A 16,846-nucleotide genomic window follows, 5' to 3' on the forward strand; every position below is an offset into this window, starting at 1 on the left:
TGCTGAAAAGGCTGCCGACGCATAAAGCGACCCAAATAGAAGAATTACTGCCACATCGCTGGAAATCCAACTCAAATTAAAAAATAGGCATGGGGTTCAGCGGACGCTTACAAAGAAACAAAAACAGCCGCAGTTGCAACAACACCACAAACTAAAAATGTAGCACTTGCAGCAAAAACAGATGTTTTGATTCCGATCAAGAATTGTAATGGGGTTCGTTGTTGGGACACTAAAGGTAAGGCTTACAATCTAGTACAAGGCAATACATATCTCTCTTCGACTGGTGGCAAATGTCTCAAAACAGCAAACAACATGTCGTGTACAAAATGATATGTAATTTTTTAGCGATAGCTGATGTTTTTAAATGCATCTTTTTTGCAAAATGCTTGAGTTTGAGTATGATGTCTACATCTAATTAGCTGCAGTATGAAGATGAAAAAGGTTGTATTGATTGCACTCGGTTTGATTTTGATGGGTTGTGGTAAGAAAGAGCCTTTAACACCAGAAGAACAGTGGCATGGCTATTGCGTAAGTATTGGTAATGCAGCTCGTTCTATTGCACTAGATCGTCAGAATGGAATTGAAGAAAAGCAAGCAAAAGAACATGCGAGCAAGATTGAAGATGAGATGACGAGTAAATTTATTTTCGAAATTATTGAAACGGTTTATAGACTTCCAGTAGATCAGTTAAAGTCTGATCCTGATGCGATCCGTGAGGATTTAAAGAAGAAATTTACGGATCAATGTTTGGTAACACCACATGATAAGTTACCGAACTATAAATCATTTTAATTTGACCATTGAAAAGACAACAAGAGTTGTCTTTTTTTATGTACCTAATTTGTTGTTTTATTAGGCTTTGATCTAAGACCAAAGCGGTATTCAAAAGTGACAAACATTTCGCTATAAAATAATGGGCATCACGTAGAAATACGGTAGTTCCATTAACTTTTAAGTCGAAGTCTAGTAAAATTTTGCTGTCCATATTACTTGTAGAGCTTGAAAAAAAGCTGGAACTTACAAGTAATTTTTTAAAAAAGAGGAATAACACTGTGCTAGAAGCTTACCGCCAACACGTTGAAGAACGTGCCGCACTCGGAGTCCCACCGAAGCCGCTTGATGATGCTCAAACTGCTGAACTTGTAACTTTATTAAAAAATCCACCAGCAGGCGAAGAAGCATATTTAGTAGATTTGCTTGAAAATCGTGTTCCAGCGGGTGTTGACCAAGCTGCATACGTTAAAGCTGCTTTCTTATCTGCGGTTGCGAAAGGTGAAGCGACTTCTCCACTTGTAACTAAAGAACGCGCAGTTTACTTACTAGGCACGATGCTTGGTGGTTACAACGTAGCTCCTCTTGTTGATCTTTTAGATAACGCTGAGCTTGCTGAATTAGCAGCTGAAGCATTGAAAAAAACACTTCTTGTATTTGATGCATTCCATGATGTAGCAGACAAAGCTAAAGCAGGTAATGTTGCTGCTAAAGCTGTATTGCAATCTTGGGCTGAAGCAGAATGGTTCACAAGCCGTCCTGACGTTCCAGAAGAAATCAAAATCACTGTGTTCAAAGTAACAGGTGAGACGAATACTGATGACTTGTCTCCAGCACAAGATGCGTGGAGCCGTCCAGATATTCCGTTACACGCTAACGCAATGTTGAAAAACGAACGTGATGGTATCAACCCTGAAAAACCAGGTGAAGTTGGTCCATTAAGCCAAATCAAAGAATTGATCGCGAAAGGCAACCAAGTTGCTTACGTGGGTGACGTTGTTGGTACAGGTTCTTCTCGTAAATCTGCAACTAACTCTGTACTTTGGTTCTTCGGTGACGAACTTCCACACATTCCAAACAAAAAAGATGGTGGCGTGTGCTTAGGCTCTAAGATCGCTCCAATTTTCTTCAATACAATGGAAGATGCAGGTGCATTACCTGTTGAAATCGACGTTGCGAACATGAACATGGGCGACGAAGTTGTATTGAAAATCGATCACGCTGCTGCAAAAGTTACAGCGTTTAAAGATGGCGTACAAATTTCTGAAGCTGAACTTAAAACTCCAGTACTTTTAGACGAAGTACGTGCTGGTGGTCGTATTAACCTGATCATTGGTCGTGGTTTAACAGCTAAAGCGCGTGAAGAATTAGGTCTTGAGCCTTCTACTTTATTCCGTACTCCAGTACAACCTGCTGACACTGGTAAAGGCTTTACACAAGCTCAGAAGATGGTAGGTCGCGCATGTGGTCTTCCTGAAGGTCAAGGTATCCGTCCAGGAACTTACTGTGAACCTAAGATGACAACTGTTGGTTCTCAAGATACAACAGGTCCTATGACTCGTGACGAGTTAAAAGACTTAGCGTGCTTGGGCTTCTCATCTGATCTAGTGATGCAGTCTTTCTGTCACACAGCTGCGTATCCAAAACCAGTTGACGTAACAACTCACCATACATTACCTGACTTCATCATGAACCGTGGTGGTGTATCTTTACGTCCTGGTGACGGTATTATCCACTCTTGGTTAAACCGTATGTTACTTCCAGATACAGTAGGTACTGGTGGTGACTCACATACTCGTTTCCCAATTGGTATTTCATTTCCAGCGGGTTCAGGTCTTGTTGCGTTCGCAGCTGCAACTGGTGTTATGCCACTGGATATGCCTGAGTCTGTACTTGTTAAGTTCAAAGGTAAAATGCAGCCTGGTATCACTTTACGTGACCTTGTACATGCGATTCCTTACTATGCGATCAAAGCTGGTGACTTAACTGTAGAGAAGAAAGGTAAGAAAAACATCTTCTCTGGTCGTATCCTTGAGATCGACTTAACAGAAATGGAAAATGACTTGACTGTTGAGCAAGCATTCGAACTTTCTGATGCATCTGCTGAACGTTCTGCAGCTGGCTGTTCAATCACTCTTTCTGAAGAGAAAGTTGCTGAATACTTACGTTCTAACATCACAATGTTGAAGTGGATGATCGCTGAAGGTTATGGCGATGCTCGTACACTTGCTCGTCGTGCTGAAAACATGCAGAAGTGGTTAGATAACCCAAGCTTATTAAAAGCTGATGCTGATGCTGAATATACGAAAGTATATGAAATCGATCTTGCTGACATCAAAGAACCTATTCTTTGCTGCCCGAACGATCCAGATGATGCAAAACTTCTTTCTGACGTTCAAGGTGACAAAATTGATGAAGTATTCATCGGTTCTTGTATGACTAACATCGGTCACTTCCGTGCAGCGGGTCAATTGTTGGATAAAGTACCGAGTGGTTCATTATCTACTCGTTTATGGTTGGCTCCACCAACTCGTATGGACGAGCACCAATTGATGGAAGAAGGCATGTACAACATCTATGGTCGTGCAGGTGCGCGTACAGAGATGCCAGGTTGTTCATTGTGTATGGGTAACCAAGCACGTGTAGCACCGAACACAACATGTGTATCAACTTCTACTCGTAACTTCCCGAACCGTTTAGGTCAAGGTGCAAACGTTTACTTAGCTTCTGCTGAGCTTGCATCTGTAGCTGCGGTACTTGGTAAATTACCAAGCCCAGAAGAATATCAACAGTACGCGTCGCAAATCGACAGCGCTTCTGCTGACATCTACAAATACTTAAACTTCGACAAGATGAGCGAATATACAAAAGAAGCTGATCAAGTTGATACCAAGAAAATCCAAGCTGCTCAATTGACTTAATTTATTGATAATTAAGTTTTAATGAGTTAAAAATAAGGGCTGATTAATCAGCCCTTATTTTTGAGTAATTAGAATGAAAAACTTTTATGACTTAGAACAAAAATACTTAAAAATACTTTCTAAAGTTGACGAGTCTTTTTTTAATACACTACATGATTATAGTAAGTATAAAGAAGGATTATCTGGTCTTTTTCTTGCTAGTGAGCCAGATCATTACTGGACTGCTAAGAATAAAATTATGATTGTGGGTGCTGAAACTAGGGGATGGAACATCACGTTAGATCAAGTGTATTCTTTAGACCACTACATAGTTAAATCAATTGAAAAGAATAAGAGCTTTTTCCAAAAAATGATGCTTGAACCTAGAACTAAGAAAGTTACCTTTCATGATTTCACGCGAGCTATTGCGGACAAATCTGGTGTTGAAGGATTAATTTACTGTAATTTATTTTGTTTTGCATGGAAGGAAAAAAGCCCAATAAAATCAAAATATTTCGAACAGATAAAAAGTATTTCATTTGAACTACTAAATGCACAAATTGAGTATTTTGAACCTAATATCATTATTTTAGCAAATGGAAGCCAGAATACTATTTATAGAAGGGAGTTTTTTGATCCAAAATTATATTCCCAAGGGCAGGATTATAAAGGTGAAAGCATAGATAAAAATCAACTCTATAAATTTATATATGATCAAAAATACTTGTGTTACAGAATACAGCATCCATCTACGATTAGAGGAAAAGTAGCGGCTTTGGCTGCACGGAAAAAATTAATATCGTTACTTCCTGAAATATAAATAGTATTTTTTAGTTATACGGGCATTTCAATTGGAGTGAAATACTCGTGTAAATCAAATCACCAATAACCCAATACTTTCCACCACAGTCCGCCAATCACCACAAAGATGATGATATTAACGACACTCATCACAAAACCAGCTTTCCACCATTCACCAAGTGTGGTGTAGCCTGAGCCAAAAACCACAGGGGATGTACCAGTCGCATAATGGGTTAAGGTCATCATGATACTGGAAGCGGCTGCCATCATTAAGGCAAACAACATCGGTGGCGCACCCAATGCGAGTCCAGCCGTATAAAAAGCTGCAAACATGGCTGTGATATGAGCTGTGGTACTGGCAAACATATAGTGTGCATACAAATAGGCGAGCATTAACAATAGACAAGCAGGCATCCAGCCTAGACCTAATGAACCGATACTATTTTCCAAGACACCTGAAAACCAAGTGATTAATCCCAGTTTATTTAAATAAGTTGCCATCATCACTAAAGCTGCGAACCAAGTGATGGTATCCCACGCACTTTTTTGCGTCAGGATATCTTCCCAAGTTAAAACACCAGTCAGCAATAACAAAGTCAAACCAATAAATGCTGTGGTAGTTGGATCAACAGCCCACGCTGAACCAAAGATCATGGCAGGAATACCTGCCCACAACAGTAATAATATTCCGAAAACACCAAGCATAATGATTTCATCTTTACTTACTGCACCCATTTCTTTGAGTTTTGTTTTTGCAAATTGAGCTGCATTAGGAGTTTCCTTCACTTCAGGGGGGTACATCCAGTACATGATCAATGGCATGACGATCAATGCAACTAAACCAGGGAGTAACATTGCAATTGCCCAAGTACTCCAACTCAATGAAATTTCACTATTGGTTGCTTTTGCCACCAGATCAACCACTAATGGGTTAGGGGCAGTTGCGGTAATAAACATGGCAGAAGTAATTGGATTGGCTTGGTAATTCACTAAAGCTAAAAATTTCCCCATACGACTTTCAGTTCCCTTTGTAGGGTCAGAGTCATAACTGGTAGAAATTGCACGTACAATCGGGTGAATAATTCCACCACCTCGTGCAGTATTACTTGGAGTAACTGGTGCAAGTATCAGCTCAGACAGCACCATGCTATAACCGATACCGATGGTCTTTTTGCCCCAAACAGCGATAAATAAATAGCCTAAGCGAGCACCTAATCCAGTTTTCTGCAAACCTTTGGAGATCATGATAGAAATACCGATCAGCCAAATGAGCGGATTAGCAAAACTACTTAAAGCGTCTTTTATAGCATCACTGGGATTGTCGCTAGTGACACCTGTAACGGCAACCAACGTGATAGCAAGTATTGCAATTGCCCCGATCGGCATAGCTTTACCAATAATAGCGGCAATTACACCGATAAACATAGCGAGCAGATGCCATGCCTGAGGGCTAACACCTGACGGCACAGGAATAATGAACCATATGATTAAAGCGATACCAATTGAAATCAAAGTGGGAATAGGTTTAAAGCCCATATAAATTTCTCGTTCTGTTCATGTGTAAGATGGAATTTGTTTTTATAAAAGTGATAGGTTCAAATCATTTTTGGGATATGAACTTGATTAAATGATAATTTATAAGCAAGCAAACTACTGTTGCTGCAAAGTTATTTTTTATTCTTAGCAATGTGATTTACCGAAATAATTCAGGAAATGCTCAAATATCGTATCCAGTGCTTGATCAACATGATACATTTTTGTCTTGGTTGAGATAACTATAAGTATGGTATGGCAAAGCTTTCAATAAAACGGTTAAGACTTTTTGTTTATAATAATTTACAAAATGATGATCATCAAAGCACCTTTAGTTTGTGCGTAAACTATTTTTTGATTTTTTTAATCGTTGGAAACGTTGCGGCAGTTATTTTGGAGTCAATTACTGAACTGTATTTGGCGTATCAAGTCTATTTTGATGTGTTTGAAAATATATCAATCGCACTATTTTCCATCGAGTACGTACTTAGACTTTGGAGTATTGTTGAAAAGGAACCTAGTCTTCCAGCAAGCCAACAGCGTTTGAAATGGATGCGTAGCGGGGGAGCTATTATTGACTTGGTTGCAATCTTACCTGCTTATCTTAATTTCTTCGTGCCAATTGATTTACGCGTGCTGCGAATCTTACGTTTGTTGAGACTCCTTAAATTAACCCGCTATTTTGTGTCATTACAAATTTTACTCAGGGTCATCAAGCGTGAAAAAGGATCATTCCAAGCTGTCATTTTTATCTTAGTGATTCTTATCGTGATGGCTGCCTCTGGTATTTATGTAGTCGAAAACAAAGCACAGCCTGAAGCATTTAGTTCAATTCCTCACGCGATGTGGTGGGCAGTCGTTACGCTTACAACAGTAGGGTATGGTGATGTTACTCCTATCACAAATATGGGTAAGTTTTTAGGTGCAATTATTACGATCTTAGGTGTGGGGATTGCAGCTTTACCTGCGGGTATTTTGGCTTCTGGTTTGGCAAATGAACTCAATCAACGAAATCAGCGTTTGGAACAAGAGTTCCGTGAGCTTGTTCAAGCGCAGGGTTTTGAGGTGGTTCACAATACGATTGAATTAGAAAAGTTAAGACAGCGAGTGGGATTACCCAAAGAGCAAATGCATGAAATTATTATCCAACTTTTGCGAGAGCATGTCTTAGAAGAACAAGAGCAACAAAACTCAAAGAAACACTATTGTCCTTATTGCGGCGAAAAGCTACCTGAATAAAAAGTTTTATTGTTTGAAATAAACTGACTTAATTGGCTGTTATAGTAAGTGTAAATTTGAACAATTGCTTTGATTTTGTATATGAGTTTACTGACCTTTTTTTCTTTTGTTGTTTATTCGATTGTCACGTCTATAACACCTGGACCCAATAATATTATGTTGGCGGCATCAGGTTTGAATTTTGGATTTAAGCGAAGTATTCCGCATATTTTAGGCATCGGATTTGGCTTTGGTGTGATGGTTATGCTTGTTGGGTTCGGTATAGGAGCCACACTTGGACAATCTCCTTTGATGTATGAAATACTGAAAATAGTTGGGATCGTATATTTACTTTATCTAGCTTATAAAATTTATGGTGCAGGACGAGTAGATGGAGAAGAAAAGCCTGAAAAGCCATTAAGTTTTATGGGGGCTGCCTTATTTCAGTGGGTTAATCCTAAGGCTTGGATTATGGCATTGGGTGCGATTGCAACCTATAGCTCTGTAAATAGCCATTTGGCTGAGTTTGTTTTTATTGGTGCGATTTTCGGATTGGTTAGCATTCCTTGTGTTGGAGTTTGGGCTTATATGGGGCAACGCTTACAAAGCATTGTGAATGATCAGAAGAAGGTTCAGTATTTTAATACAGCTATGGCATTATTATTGGTTATCTCTGTAGTATCGCCGATTGTTGAATCATTTAAATTTTTCTTTTCGATCTAAATACAGATTAATATGGACATGAAGAATGTCCTTATTAAAATTAAAGAATTGAGGGGCGACGATGAATCAAAAATTAGTATTATTGTTTGCGATGCTCTTTTTAGTTTTGAGTTTAATTATTTCAGGAATTGATCCTTTTGAACGTGGTACATGGTTCATGGAAGTATTACCTGTATTAATTGTCTTTCCACTATTGATTCACACTTATAAAAGATTTCCTCTGACTAATCTTCTCTATATATTAATTTTTATTCATTGCATGGTATTGATTGTTGGTGGAACTTATACCTATGCACGTGTGCCATTTGGATTTGAAATGGCTGAATGGTTTGGTCTAGACCGAAATCCTTACGATAAAATTGGGCATTTTATGCAAGGTTTTGTTCCAGCAATTGCAGCACGTGAAATTTTGTTGAGAAATGACATCTTAAAGCATGGAAAAATGCTGATTTTTATTGTCATTTCTATTGTGCTTGCGATAAGTGCTAGTTATGAGTTAATAGAATGGGCTGCAGCACTTGCGCTTGGTGAAGGTGCAGAAGAGTTTTTAGGAACACAAGGTTATGAGTGGGATACCCAGTCAGATATGTTTTTCGCCTTGATAGGATCGGTCAGTGCTCTGTTTTTATTGTCTAAATGGCATGACCGACAGCTTTATAAGTTAGGACACTAACGAAAAAATTCGTCAGTCTGTCATTGGAGAATAACAGACTGTTTATTTGCTGAATATTTAGCGTAGGCAAGGGCGATTAATAAAATAATTAATCCACCTAAACTCAGAACAAACCCAACCCATATTGGCGCTAACCAGCCCATATTGTGACTCAATACCCATCCACCTAGAAATGCACCTAAGGCATTTGCTAAATTGAATGCTGAATGATTCAAAGATGCTGCTAAAGTTTGTGCATCACCCGCAATATCCATCAAATGTGTTTGTAAGGCACCGCCTAAACCAATTACGGTGAATCCAATTAAAAATAAAGCAAGGATGGCAGTATAAAGATTTGTCATCATAAAGCTTGCAAATACAAAGGCCAATGCAGAACTTATAAGGATACCAATCATGGTTTTGAATAGGTTTTTGTCAGCCAACCAACCAGCTACTAAGCCTCCGATGACCATGCCTGTTCCCCATATTGCTAAAGCGATTGGCACAATGCTGATATCTGCATGTGTATATTCAGTCAGTATCGGAGACACATAGCTATATACAGAGAACATGCCACCAAAACCAATTGCTCCAACTGCCAAAGTCAGCCACATATTAATATTTTTTAGCCCAGTTAATTCAGCTTTAATGCTAGCTGTTTTTTGCAAAGGAATATTGGGTACAAAAAAACTTACGCCTATCAGTGTAATGAAAGCGATTGTCGCAGAAAATTCAAATCCAGCCTTCCAACCAAACTGTTGTCCTAACCAAGTGGCTATAGGAACACCGATCACATTCGCAATGGTTAGGCCCATCATAACTTGTGCAATCGCTGTTGCACGATGATGTTTACCTGCTAACTCAGCCGCGACTAATGCTGCTACTCCAAAGTATGCGCCGTGAGGAAATCCTGCAATGAATCGAGAAATAAGCATTGCTTCTGAAGACGTGGCAAAAGCAGTAGCAGCATTTGCGAGACCGTAAAACAGCATTAGTGATAATAATAAAGTTTTTCTAGGCACTTTAGCCCCTAAGATCGCAATGATAGGAGCACCCACCATTACACCTAATGCATATGCACTGATGAAATAACCTGCATGTGGGACACTGACATGAAGATCAGTTGCAATTTCTTGAATAAGACCCATTGCGACAAATTCAGTAGTACCAATACAGAAACTACCAACAGCCAAGGAGAAAATTACAAGAAATAAGGAATATTGTTTTGTTTGATTCAATTCTGAGGGAGATGACATAACATTTTAAGGAAAAAGTGACGCCACTATTATATTCAAGACAGTTGCAAAAATGTGAAAAGGAACGTAAATGAACTCAAGGCATTTGTTAATTCAAAGAAATAGTGTCGTGTGTTCACATGAATTTGACACATGATGTATATGATATAAGTCGTTTTTTAGACATTTGGAATAGCAGGAATTTATAGTGAGGCTAACTCATTAATTTTGTGTTAAGATGAAATAAATTCAATAATGGTTGGTGCTGTGTTAGAGCTTAGACATTTAAAAACACTACTCGCTTTAAGAGAGCATGGCTCTTTAGTTGCCGCAGCGGCAGATTTATGTCTGACTCCATCTGCTATTTCTCATCAGTTAAAAGAATTAGACCATTGGTATGGTGTAGAAGTTGTCAATCGACGTAGCCGTCCTGTGAGTTTTTCTAATGTGGGTGAGCGTCTCCTCAAATTAGCTGATGATGTGCTACCACAAGTTCAAATTGCACAGACGGATATCACTCGAATCGTACATGGGCAAACAGGTCGCATAATTTTTTCTTCTGAATGTCATAGCTGTTTTGATTGGCTCATGCCTTTATTAAATCAATATCGTCAACAATATCCTGACGTAGATTTAGACTTTGCTGCAGGTTTTGAGTCAAACCCGCATGAACTTCTTCAAAATGCTGAATTTGACTTACTGATCACGGCAGATCCAATTGCGCTAAAGGGTATAGAATATTTTCCAATCTTTGAGTATGAATCACGTCTAGTTTTATCAAATACACATCATTTGGTGAGAGCAGAACATATTACCGTTCAAGATCTGGCTGAAGAGACTTTGATTACCTATCCAGTCGATAAGCATCGTTTGGATATTATGGCTCATCTGTTTTTACCCGCGAATATTTTGCCAAAACACATTCGGACTACTGATTTGACTCAGATGTTAATTCAACTTGTAGCGAGTGGGCGCGGTATTGCAGCTTTGCCTGATTGGGTTGTGAGTGAATATGAGCAAAAAGGATGGGTTGTAAGCCGCCGCTTAGATTGTGTTTCACCAAAAGGTTTGAGAAGAACGCTCTATGCGGGTTATCGAACTGACGAAAAAGAGAAAAGCTATTTTGAAGGCTTTTTAAAGCAATTAGAAAAATTCTCACAAAAGCGTGTGATGTATTACGAACGTTAATTTGATCGTTTTAAAGTCTGTGTTATAGATTTGATACATTTATAACGGCAGGTTATCTGATTGGTTTGAGATATTAGCTCTTACCAATCAATATCGATAATATGCCTGCTGCAATTAGGGGACCAACAGGTACTCCACGTAATAATGCAACACCTGCGACTGTTCCAATCAATAATCCTGCTACAACGTCTGGTTGGTGACTCATCAATTTCACACCTCGTCCACCTAACCATGCCACGAATATGCCAACAGCAATAGCCAAAAGAGATTTGTAACTTAGGAATGATTTTAAAATACTTTCACCACTGAGTTTTCCACTCGCGATTGGGGAAAGAACACCAATGGTTAATATGATAATACCGATGTTTAAACCATGTTGCTGAATGTAAGGAAAAAGCTGATTGAGCGGAGTGATTTTCACTATGATTAGTACAGCTGTTGCAATAATAACAGCCGTATTTTGACTGAAAACACCAAATCCTAATAAGATCAGCAAAACTAGAAGATTGAAATCGAAGTGTGCAAACATTGGATTGAAAGGTAATAAAACTTGAATTGTAACGCAATTGGCTACAAGTTTGACAGCTTATGTAAACTTCGCTGTTAAAAGGCAGAATCATTCAGAAACACAAAAAAGATTCGCTTCAAGCTCACTATGATTGGCGAAAGTTTTTAGCAGTTGATCTTATTTATATCAGTATTGATTAATCGAACGAAAATTTTAAGGTCATCTTAATCCTTGATTTGGAGATGACCTTATTATTAAGAAGAAAATTATGCAAGTTTTCTAAACGATTCAAATTGATAAGTTGCAATTTGTTCATCCCAGAATTGTTGCCATAAATCACAATATTCTAAACAAATTTGTCGGATATAAGGATAGTCAGATTCTACACAGGCTTGAGCTAGAACAAACCAGAGATCATCCTCATGGTCATCGTCAGCAGCTTCATCTTGTGAAACACCATGCACATAGTAGTAACCACTATCAACGTTAAAGCCTACAGCTTTAGTTGCTTGACGCAAGGCAGGACTAAAAAGAATAACTTCTTCTTCTGCAACAGCCAATAACGCTGTTACGGCTTCATAACGATCGAAAGCATATTCAAGATAGTTCTTCACTTGTTGAGCAATAATCGAGGGCTGATAATTGTTGCGCTCTGCTTGTGTTAATTCGAAATCATCGAGTACATCTTCAAATAAAGGATAGTGTGCATAATCAGGATTACCAGCATAGTATCCATTGATATCTAAGGCCGGACGATAGCCATACTCATCTAAGACATTGAGGTTGAGTAAGAAGCGGGCATACATCTTTGAACCTGATTTCAGGCGAGGTTCGAGTTGTTTGGTTTGGAATTGAGCCATCAATAAAGCATCTGTAAATACTTGCACTATGGCATGTCGGTATTCAAGATGAATATGTTTTAAGGTTTCTTTATCAATTGAGCCATCATTTAATAGCTGAATTGCAGGGTGTTTAGACACAGGATGTTGTGAAATCTCTTCGCGCAAAGTTTTGAGAAACTGCACGTTCTTATTCCATAAATCCTCAGAAATACTATTTTTCATTCCGTCTATAGCTTTCTGTCTTGGGTTATCAAAATCTTCAAATTTTTTTGGCATAGTCTTCTACTCAATGAATTAATATTATTGCTTTTTCCAATTATATATTGCCGATTTCTTTTGGTCGCTTATAAATATATCTTTTAGTTCAACCAAAAATCTTTTTATTGGATTAATAAAATATAAGACGATTTTTTTTTGAAAGCAATTGATTCTCGTTTTTGAAAACTAAGGGATGTACTTAATTAGCTAATTTATTATTGTAAAAAAGTGATTTAATGCACACAATAATGACTGTTTTATTTATAAGAAAAATTTTTTTACAAATTATCTTGTGTATTCCTACTTTTTTGCTTAACTTAATCATGAGTTGTTTAAGAAAAGTTTCCATATTTTCGATAATGCTCTTAAAATAATATGAATAAGCATAGTAGCCAGAATTATCCAGCATTTACTATGTCTAAATAATACATTAAGTTTTTTGATAAAATTCTAAAGGATAATAAAATGTCAAAAAAAGAAGATATTATTACAACGGCACTGAATTTATTTAACCGTCATAACTATAGTTCTATAGGAATTGATCGAATTATCAGTGAGTCAGGCGTCGCTAAGATGACTTTCTACAAGTATTTCCCATCTAAAGAGAGTCTAATCGAAGAGTGTCTATCTAGAAGAAATAAAAGCATTCAGCAAGCGATTGAGCAACAATTAAATCAGATTGATGAGGGTGATTATTTAGGAAAAATTAAAGCAGTATATTTTTGGCATGTGTCATGGTTTAACTCGGATGATTTCCATGGTTGTATGTTTCAAAAGGCTTCATTGGAAATTTTACAACAATACCCATCTATTATTGGTCCAATTGTCGATTATAGAAATTGGTTAATGAATTTAGTTGAAGATCTATTTGAAAAGGCAAAAGTATTTCAACCTCATGTGTTAACTACGATGTATATCAATATTCTTGATGGGATGACGACACTTGCAAAGGTAAATCAAGATCATGTTCAAATTGAAGAGTGTTGGTATTATATTGAGCGATTAATTTCTTTAGAAGCTGCTTAATAAATAGTTTTATTGCTCTAAATAATATTATTAAAGATCACTAAATAAGCTATTAATAAGATTTAATAATAAAAAAGCCGGGGATATCTTCCTCGGCTTTTTTATTAATGCATAGGTATTATTTTTCTACGAAAGCACGTTCGATTACATAATCACCCATTACACCCATACGTGGTGATTCAACGAGACCATGTTCATCTAAAAGTGCAGCTACATCTTTCAAGAAAGCAGGGCTACCACATAACATTGCACGGTCAGTTTCACGATTGAAACGTGGCAAACCAATTTTTTCAAATAATTGACCTGTTTCAATAGCAGTAGTCACACGACCTTGTGTATGGAATGGTTCACGTGTAACTGTAGGGTAATATACGAGTTTATCTTTGATTCCTAGCTCTTCGAAAAACTCATGATTTGGAAGCTCATTAAGAATCAAATCTTGATATGCAAGTTCAGAAATATAACGTGTACCGTGTACAACGATCACTTTCTCAAACTTTTCATAAGTTTCAGGATCACGAATAAGTGAAAGGAAAGGTGCTAAACCAGTACCAGAAGATAAAAGGTATAAATTTTTACCAGGCAATAAATCATCATGTACTAAAGTACCTGTTGGTTTTTTTGAAATAAGGATTTCGTCACCAACCTGAACTTTTTGTAAAATAGAAGTTAAAGGACCATCAGGTACTTTAATCGAGAAGAATTCTAATTCTTCTTCATAATTCGCACTCGCAATCGAATAAGCACGCATTAAAGGCTTACCATTCACTTCAAGTCCGATCATTACAAACTGACCATTTTTAAAACGTAAGCTTGTATCGCGTGTAGTTTTAAAACTGAAAAGCGTGTCATTCCAGTGGTGAACATGAGTAATGCGTTCAACGTTAAAAGCAGCCATTAAAGGTCTCGATCACAGTTAAAAGAAACAGATTGCTATTCTAATCTAAAATCATTCTCTATAAACTGAATATATTTAATTGTCTTTATAAGAAAAAGTGATGAATCCCGTTGTTACAATTCCGATCATTGGTTATATGCATTCACCTTATCGTGAAAAATTTGGCATTCCACGACAACCAAATTTGGTTCAGGTGGAGTCATATATCGAAATGATCGAGCCTTATAACGATATATTGGCTTTTGAAGGGATAGATGAATTTAGTCATTTATGGCTACTTTGGCAGTTCCATGACAATAAGCATCAAGCAAACAACACTGATGCTGGACATAAATTTCGAGCACAAGTTCGACCACCTAGATTAGGTGGTAATCAAAAAATTGGTGTCTTTGCCACAAGAAGTATGTACAGACCATCTCCGATTGGACTATCTGTAGTGCAATTCTTGCGTATTGAAAAGTTATCAGATCGTGTTCGAATTTATGTTACAGGTGCAGATTTGTTAGATGGTACGCCGATTGTAGACATTAAACCTTATATTCAATATTCAGATTCTATTGCAAATGCATTAAGTGGATATGCTCAAGCAGAGCCTCAGCGTAAGCAAGTTGTTTGGAGTGAGATGGCATTGCATCAACGACAACAATTTATCCAAAAAGACCAAATACCTATTCGCATATTTAATGAAATGGAGCAAGTATTGGCTTTGGACCCAAGACCTGCATATCATGAGGATGCTGAACGGATTTATAAAATGAAGTTTTCCCAATTCGATGTAAACTTCAAAGTCATAGCGAATACCATCGAAATTGTGAAACTTTAATGTCAGCTTTGGCTATTATATTTATCAGCGGGATACCCAAACTAAAATAACTAAAATAGCCATATGAAGAATCTGTGCTGGAACGAATGCAAGTGCATATTTATAACCGCCTGTAAGTCCAGCATTAATACTTTTTGATATCGCGTGGGCACATAGACCAACCATTAAAGCAATTAGCAATGGCGTTGCCTGAGCCGTATTTGGATCGCCTTGGACGACAATCGCAGCAATTGCCGCATGAATTTCAAATAAAGAGGCTATGAATGTTCCAATAATAAGTCCGCTATTACCTAACCATAAATTTAAGCCATAGACTGCTGCTTGTATGGTGGATAATGCTACTGTAATGACAATCGCATTTTTAAAACTAAACATACGACTTTCATCAGTTTTTTGACTTAGCTCATTTTTAGTAGATTTAAGCAACAGGTAAATAGACCATGCAAATAGTAATAAGGTCGAAATTAAACTGGGTATTAAAAGAAGCTCTAACCATGCCATGCTGATACTAGCGACGATAATCAGCATTTGAACTAAAGTTGCAACGCATGACATGAGCGCAGCACCTGCATTGATTTTAGGGTCGGCATGATTATTACGAACTTCCATACCTAAGTTTGCGACAGTTGCAGTACTTGATACAAAGCCTGAAGCTAAGGAGGAAAACACGATCGCATTTCTAGAAGATAACACGCGTTTGGCAAAATGAGCTAACGCTTGAACCAACAAAATCAAGCTGAGTAACTTGAGAATCGTATAAGGATTTAAAACGGGTCCCCAATACGCTTTATCAGGTGCTAAAGGTAATCCAATAAGAATAAGTGCCAATAATAAAACACCATCCCTTAATTCAGTCTCGCTAATCCATTGATTAGCTAATCCATGTAATGTTTCTTTGGCAAAGAGTAGTATAGTCAAAGTGACAGCAAGACCTGCCGCTAAATTGATATTCCAAATACATACTGCACCTATAAAATAGGTCATGATAAAGGCAAGTTCTGTTGTAACCCCTGGATCATCTTGTTGATTACGTAGCGATGCAATACTAATTGCACCGACTAGAATTGCCCCCGTGATTCCAATTTCTAAGTTAAATAAAAAACACAACGTACCTAAAAGTGAGGTGATTGCAAAAGTTCGAAAACCAGCAAATGTTTTAGTTTTATGTCTACTTTTACTGCGTTCACGCTCTAAACCAATCAATAATCCACAGCCCAAAGACACTGCAAAAATCATCATAAGTTGGCTGAATGATGTATTTTGTATCGAATAATTCATGAGTTCAGCCATAGTTTATCTCTGTTGTTATATGTTCATCATGCAGCATTGATATGGAAGGATGAAACATTTCAAATATTTAGGGTGTGTTGACATTTACAGCCGATAAATTGAGCTAAAGAGGCAACCATATAAATATACAAGCTAAAGCAACAGCGCTTTGATAGTTACGTTTTAGCTTATCGTATCTTG

At 37.6% G+C, this 16,846-nt stretch carries 15 protein-coding genes and 1 pseudogene; 10 read left to right on the top strand and 6 right to left on the bottom strand.

Features of this window, described 5'->3' with window-relative positions; translation table 11 throughout:
- Window positions 1-99: 99 nt before the first annotated feature.
- The 4 genes and pseudogenes from ACSC97_RS14750 to ACSC97_RS14765 all read left to right on the top strand — a co-directional run.
- Window positions 100-330 (top strand): annotated as a pseudogene (locus ACSC97_RS14750) (DUF4124 domain-containing protein); the annotation flags it as partial.
- A 102-nt stretch (window positions 331-432) separates the two neighbouring features.
- Window positions 433-792, top strand: a complete 360-nt coding sequence (locus tag ACSC97_RS14755) for a hypothetical protein (protein ID WP_436661673.1) — start codon at window positions 433-435, stop codon at window positions 790-792.
- A gap of 260 nt (window positions 793-1,052) precedes the next feature.
- Entirely contained in the window at window positions 1,053-3,692 is a 2,640-nt protein-coding gene (locus ACSC97_RS14760; protein ID WP_004911724.1) for a bifunctional aconitate hydratase 2/2-methylisocitrate dehydratase, read from the top strand.
- Window positions 3,693-3,765: 73 nt separating this feature from the next.
- Window positions 3,766-4,491 (top strand): hypothetical protein, encoded by a 726-nt coding sequence (locus tag ACSC97_RS14765; RefSeq protein WP_212639463.1) that lies wholly within the window; start codon window positions 3,766-3,768, stop codon window positions 4,489-4,491.
- Window positions 4,492-4,550: 59 nt separating this feature from the next.
- Here the strand turns inward: ACSC97_RS14765 and ACSC97_RS14770 are convergent, their stop codons facing one another.
- Window positions 4,551-6,008, bottom strand: coding sequence for a DASS family sodium-coupled anion symporter (locus tag ACSC97_RS14770; RefSeq protein WP_436661676.1), 1,458 nt, complete (start codon window positions 6,006-6,008; stop codon window positions 4,551-4,553).
- A 252-nt stretch (window positions 6,009-6,260) separates the two neighbouring features.
- Between ACSC97_RS14770 and ACSC97_RS14775 the strand changes: the two genes are divergently transcribed.
- The 3 genes from ACSC97_RS14775 to ACSC97_RS14785 all read left to right on the top strand — a co-directional run bounded on the left by ACSC97_RS14775 (window position 6,261) and on the right by ACSC97_RS14785 (window position 8,619).
- Entirely contained in the window at window positions 6,261-7,244 is a 984-nt protein-coding gene (locus ACSC97_RS14775) for an ion transporter (RefSeq protein ID WP_130576245.1), read from the top strand.
- An 81-nt stretch (window positions 7,245-7,325) separates the two neighbouring features.
- Window positions 7,326-7,946: a LysE family translocator gene (locus tag ACSC97_RS14780; protein WP_436661678.1), complete on the top strand. Its 621-nt coding sequence runs from the start codon at window positions 7,326-7,328 to the stop codon at window positions 7,944-7,946.
- Window positions 7,947-8,007: 61 nt separating this feature from the next.
- Entirely contained in the window at window positions 8,008-8,619 is a 612-nt protein-coding gene (locus tag ACSC97_RS14785; protein WP_436661680.1) for a DUF2238 domain-containing protein, read from the top strand.
- Window positions 8,620-8,639: 20 nt separating this feature from the next.
- Here the strand turns inward: ACSC97_RS14785 and ACSC97_RS14790 are convergent, their stop codons facing one another.
- A complete protein-coding gene (locus ACSC97_RS14790) occupies window positions 8,640-9,854 on the bottom strand; it encodes an MFS transporter (protein WP_436661682.1) in 1,215 nt (404 codons plus the stop codon).
- A 246-nt stretch (window positions 9,855-10,100) separates the two neighbouring features.
- Here ACSC97_RS14790 and ACSC97_RS14795 point away from each other — a divergent pair, with 246 nt between their 5' ends.
- Window positions 10,101-11,021 carry a LysR family transcriptional regulator gene (locus tag ACSC97_RS14795; RefSeq protein WP_171500868.1) on the top strand — a complete coding sequence of 307 codons (921 nt, stop codon included), beginning with the start codon at window positions 10,101-10,103 and terminating at the stop codon, window positions 11,019-11,021.
- A gap of 73 nt (window positions 11,022-11,094) precedes the next feature.
- Here the strand turns inward: ACSC97_RS14795 and ACSC97_RS14800 are convergent, their stop codons facing one another.
- Window positions 11,095-11,550 (bottom strand): DUF441 domain-containing protein, encoded by a 456-nt coding sequence (locus tag ACSC97_RS14800; protein ID WP_436661684.1) that lies wholly within the window; start codon window positions 11,548-11,550, stop codon window positions 11,095-11,097.
- Window positions 11,551-11,795: 245 nt separating this feature from the next.
- Window positions 11,796-12,647 (bottom strand): hypothetical protein, encoded by an 852-nt coding sequence (locus tag ACSC97_RS14805; RefSeq protein WP_436661686.1) that lies wholly within the window; start codon window positions 12,645-12,647, stop codon window positions 11,796-11,798.
- A 447-nt stretch (window positions 12,648-13,094) separates the two neighbouring features.
- Here ACSC97_RS14805 and ACSC97_RS14810 point away from each other — a divergent pair, with 447 nt between their 5' ends.
- The gene (locus ACSC97_RS14810) at window positions 13,095-13,655 is read left to right on the top strand and encodes a TetR/AcrR family transcriptional regulator (protein WP_004953978.1); all 561 of its coding nucleotides are present in this window, start codon (window positions 13,095-13,097) and stop codon (window positions 13,653-13,655) included.
- Between the two features lie 118 nt (window positions 13,656-13,773).
- Here ACSC97_RS14810 and ACSC97_RS14815 read toward each other — a convergent pair whose 3' ends face one another.
- Window positions 13,774-14,553 (bottom strand): ferredoxin--NADP reductase, encoded by a 780-nt coding sequence (locus tag ACSC97_RS14815; protein ID WP_004911671.1) that lies wholly within the window; start codon window positions 14,551-14,553, stop codon window positions 13,774-13,776.
- A 100-nt stretch (window positions 14,554-14,653) separates the two neighbouring features.
- Here ACSC97_RS14815 and tsaA point away from each other — a divergent pair, with 100 nt between their 5' ends.
- Complete coding sequence (gene tsaA, locus ACSC97_RS14820; RefSeq protein WP_436661689.1) at window positions 14,654-15,376, top strand: tRNA (N6-threonylcarbamoyladenosine(37)-N6)-methyltransferase TrmO; 723 nt, start codon at window positions 14,654-14,656, stop codon at window positions 15,374-15,376.
- Between the two features lie 24 nt (window positions 15,377-15,400).
- Here the strand turns inward: tsaA and ACSC97_RS14825 are convergent, their stop codons facing one another.
- Window positions 15,401-16,666 carry an MgtC/SapB family protein gene (locus tag ACSC97_RS14825; protein ID WP_436661691.1) on the bottom strand — a complete coding sequence of 422 codons (1,266 nt, stop codon included), beginning with the start codon at window positions 16,664-16,666 and terminating at the stop codon, window positions 15,401-15,403.
- Between the last annotated feature and the right edge of the window lie 180 nt (window positions 16,667-16,846).

Source organism: Acinetobacter sp. P1(2025), assembly GCF_051390655.1.
In the GTDB taxonomy this organism is placed as follows: Bacteria; Pseudomonadota; Gammaproteobacteria; order Pseudomonadales; family Moraxellaceae; genus Acinetobacter; species Acinetobacter junii.

Coding starts and splice junctions, on each gene's coding strand:
- ACSC97_RS14755 (WP_436661673.1), top strand. CDS start 433: ATGAAAAAGGTTGTATTGATTGCACTCGGTTTGATTTTGATGGGTTGT.
- ACSC97_RS14765 (WP_212639463.1), top strand. CDS start 3,766: ATGAAAAACTTTTATGACTTAGAACAAAAATACTTAAAAATACTTTCT.
- ACSC97_RS14770 (WP_436661676.1), bottom strand. CDS start 6,008: ATGGGCTTTAAACCTATTCCCACTTTGATTTCAATTGGTATCGCTTTA.
- ACSC97_RS14775 (WP_130576245.1), top strand. CDS start 6,261: ATGGCAAAGCTTTCAATAAAACGGTTAAGACTTTTTGTTTATAATAAT.
- ACSC97_RS14780 (WP_436661678.1), top strand. CDS start 7,326: ATGAGTTTACTGACCTTTTTTTCTTTTGTTGTTTATTCGATTGTCACG.
- ACSC97_RS14785 (WP_436661680.1), top strand. CDS start 8,008: ATGAATCAAAAATTAGTATTATTGTTTGCGATGCTCTTTTTAGTTTTG.
- ACSC97_RS14790 (WP_436661682.1), bottom strand. CDS start 9,854: ATGTCATCTCCCTCAGAATTGAATCAAACAAAACAATATTCCTTATTT.
- ACSC97_RS14800 (WP_436661684.1), bottom strand. CDS start 11,550: ATGTTTGCACACTTCGATTTCAATCTTCTAGTTTTGCTGATCTTATTA.
- ACSC97_RS14805 (WP_436661686.1), bottom strand. CDS start 12,647: ATGCCAAAAAAATTTGAAGATTTTGATAACCCAAGACAGAAAGCTATA.
- ACSC97_RS14810 (WP_004953978.1), top strand. CDS start 13,095: ATGTCAAAAAAAGAAGATATTATTACAACGGCACTGAATTTATTTAAC.
- ACSC97_RS14815 (WP_004911671.1), bottom strand. CDS start 14,553: ATGGCTGCTTTTAACGTTGAACGCATTACTCATGTTCACCACTGGAAT.
- tsaA (WP_436661689.1), top strand. CDS start 14,654: ATGAATCCCGTTGTTACAATTCCGATCATTGGTTATATGCATTCACCT.
- ACSC97_RS14825 (WP_436661691.1), bottom strand. CDS start 16,666: ATGGCTGAACTCATGAATTATTCGATACAAAATACATCATTCAGCCAA.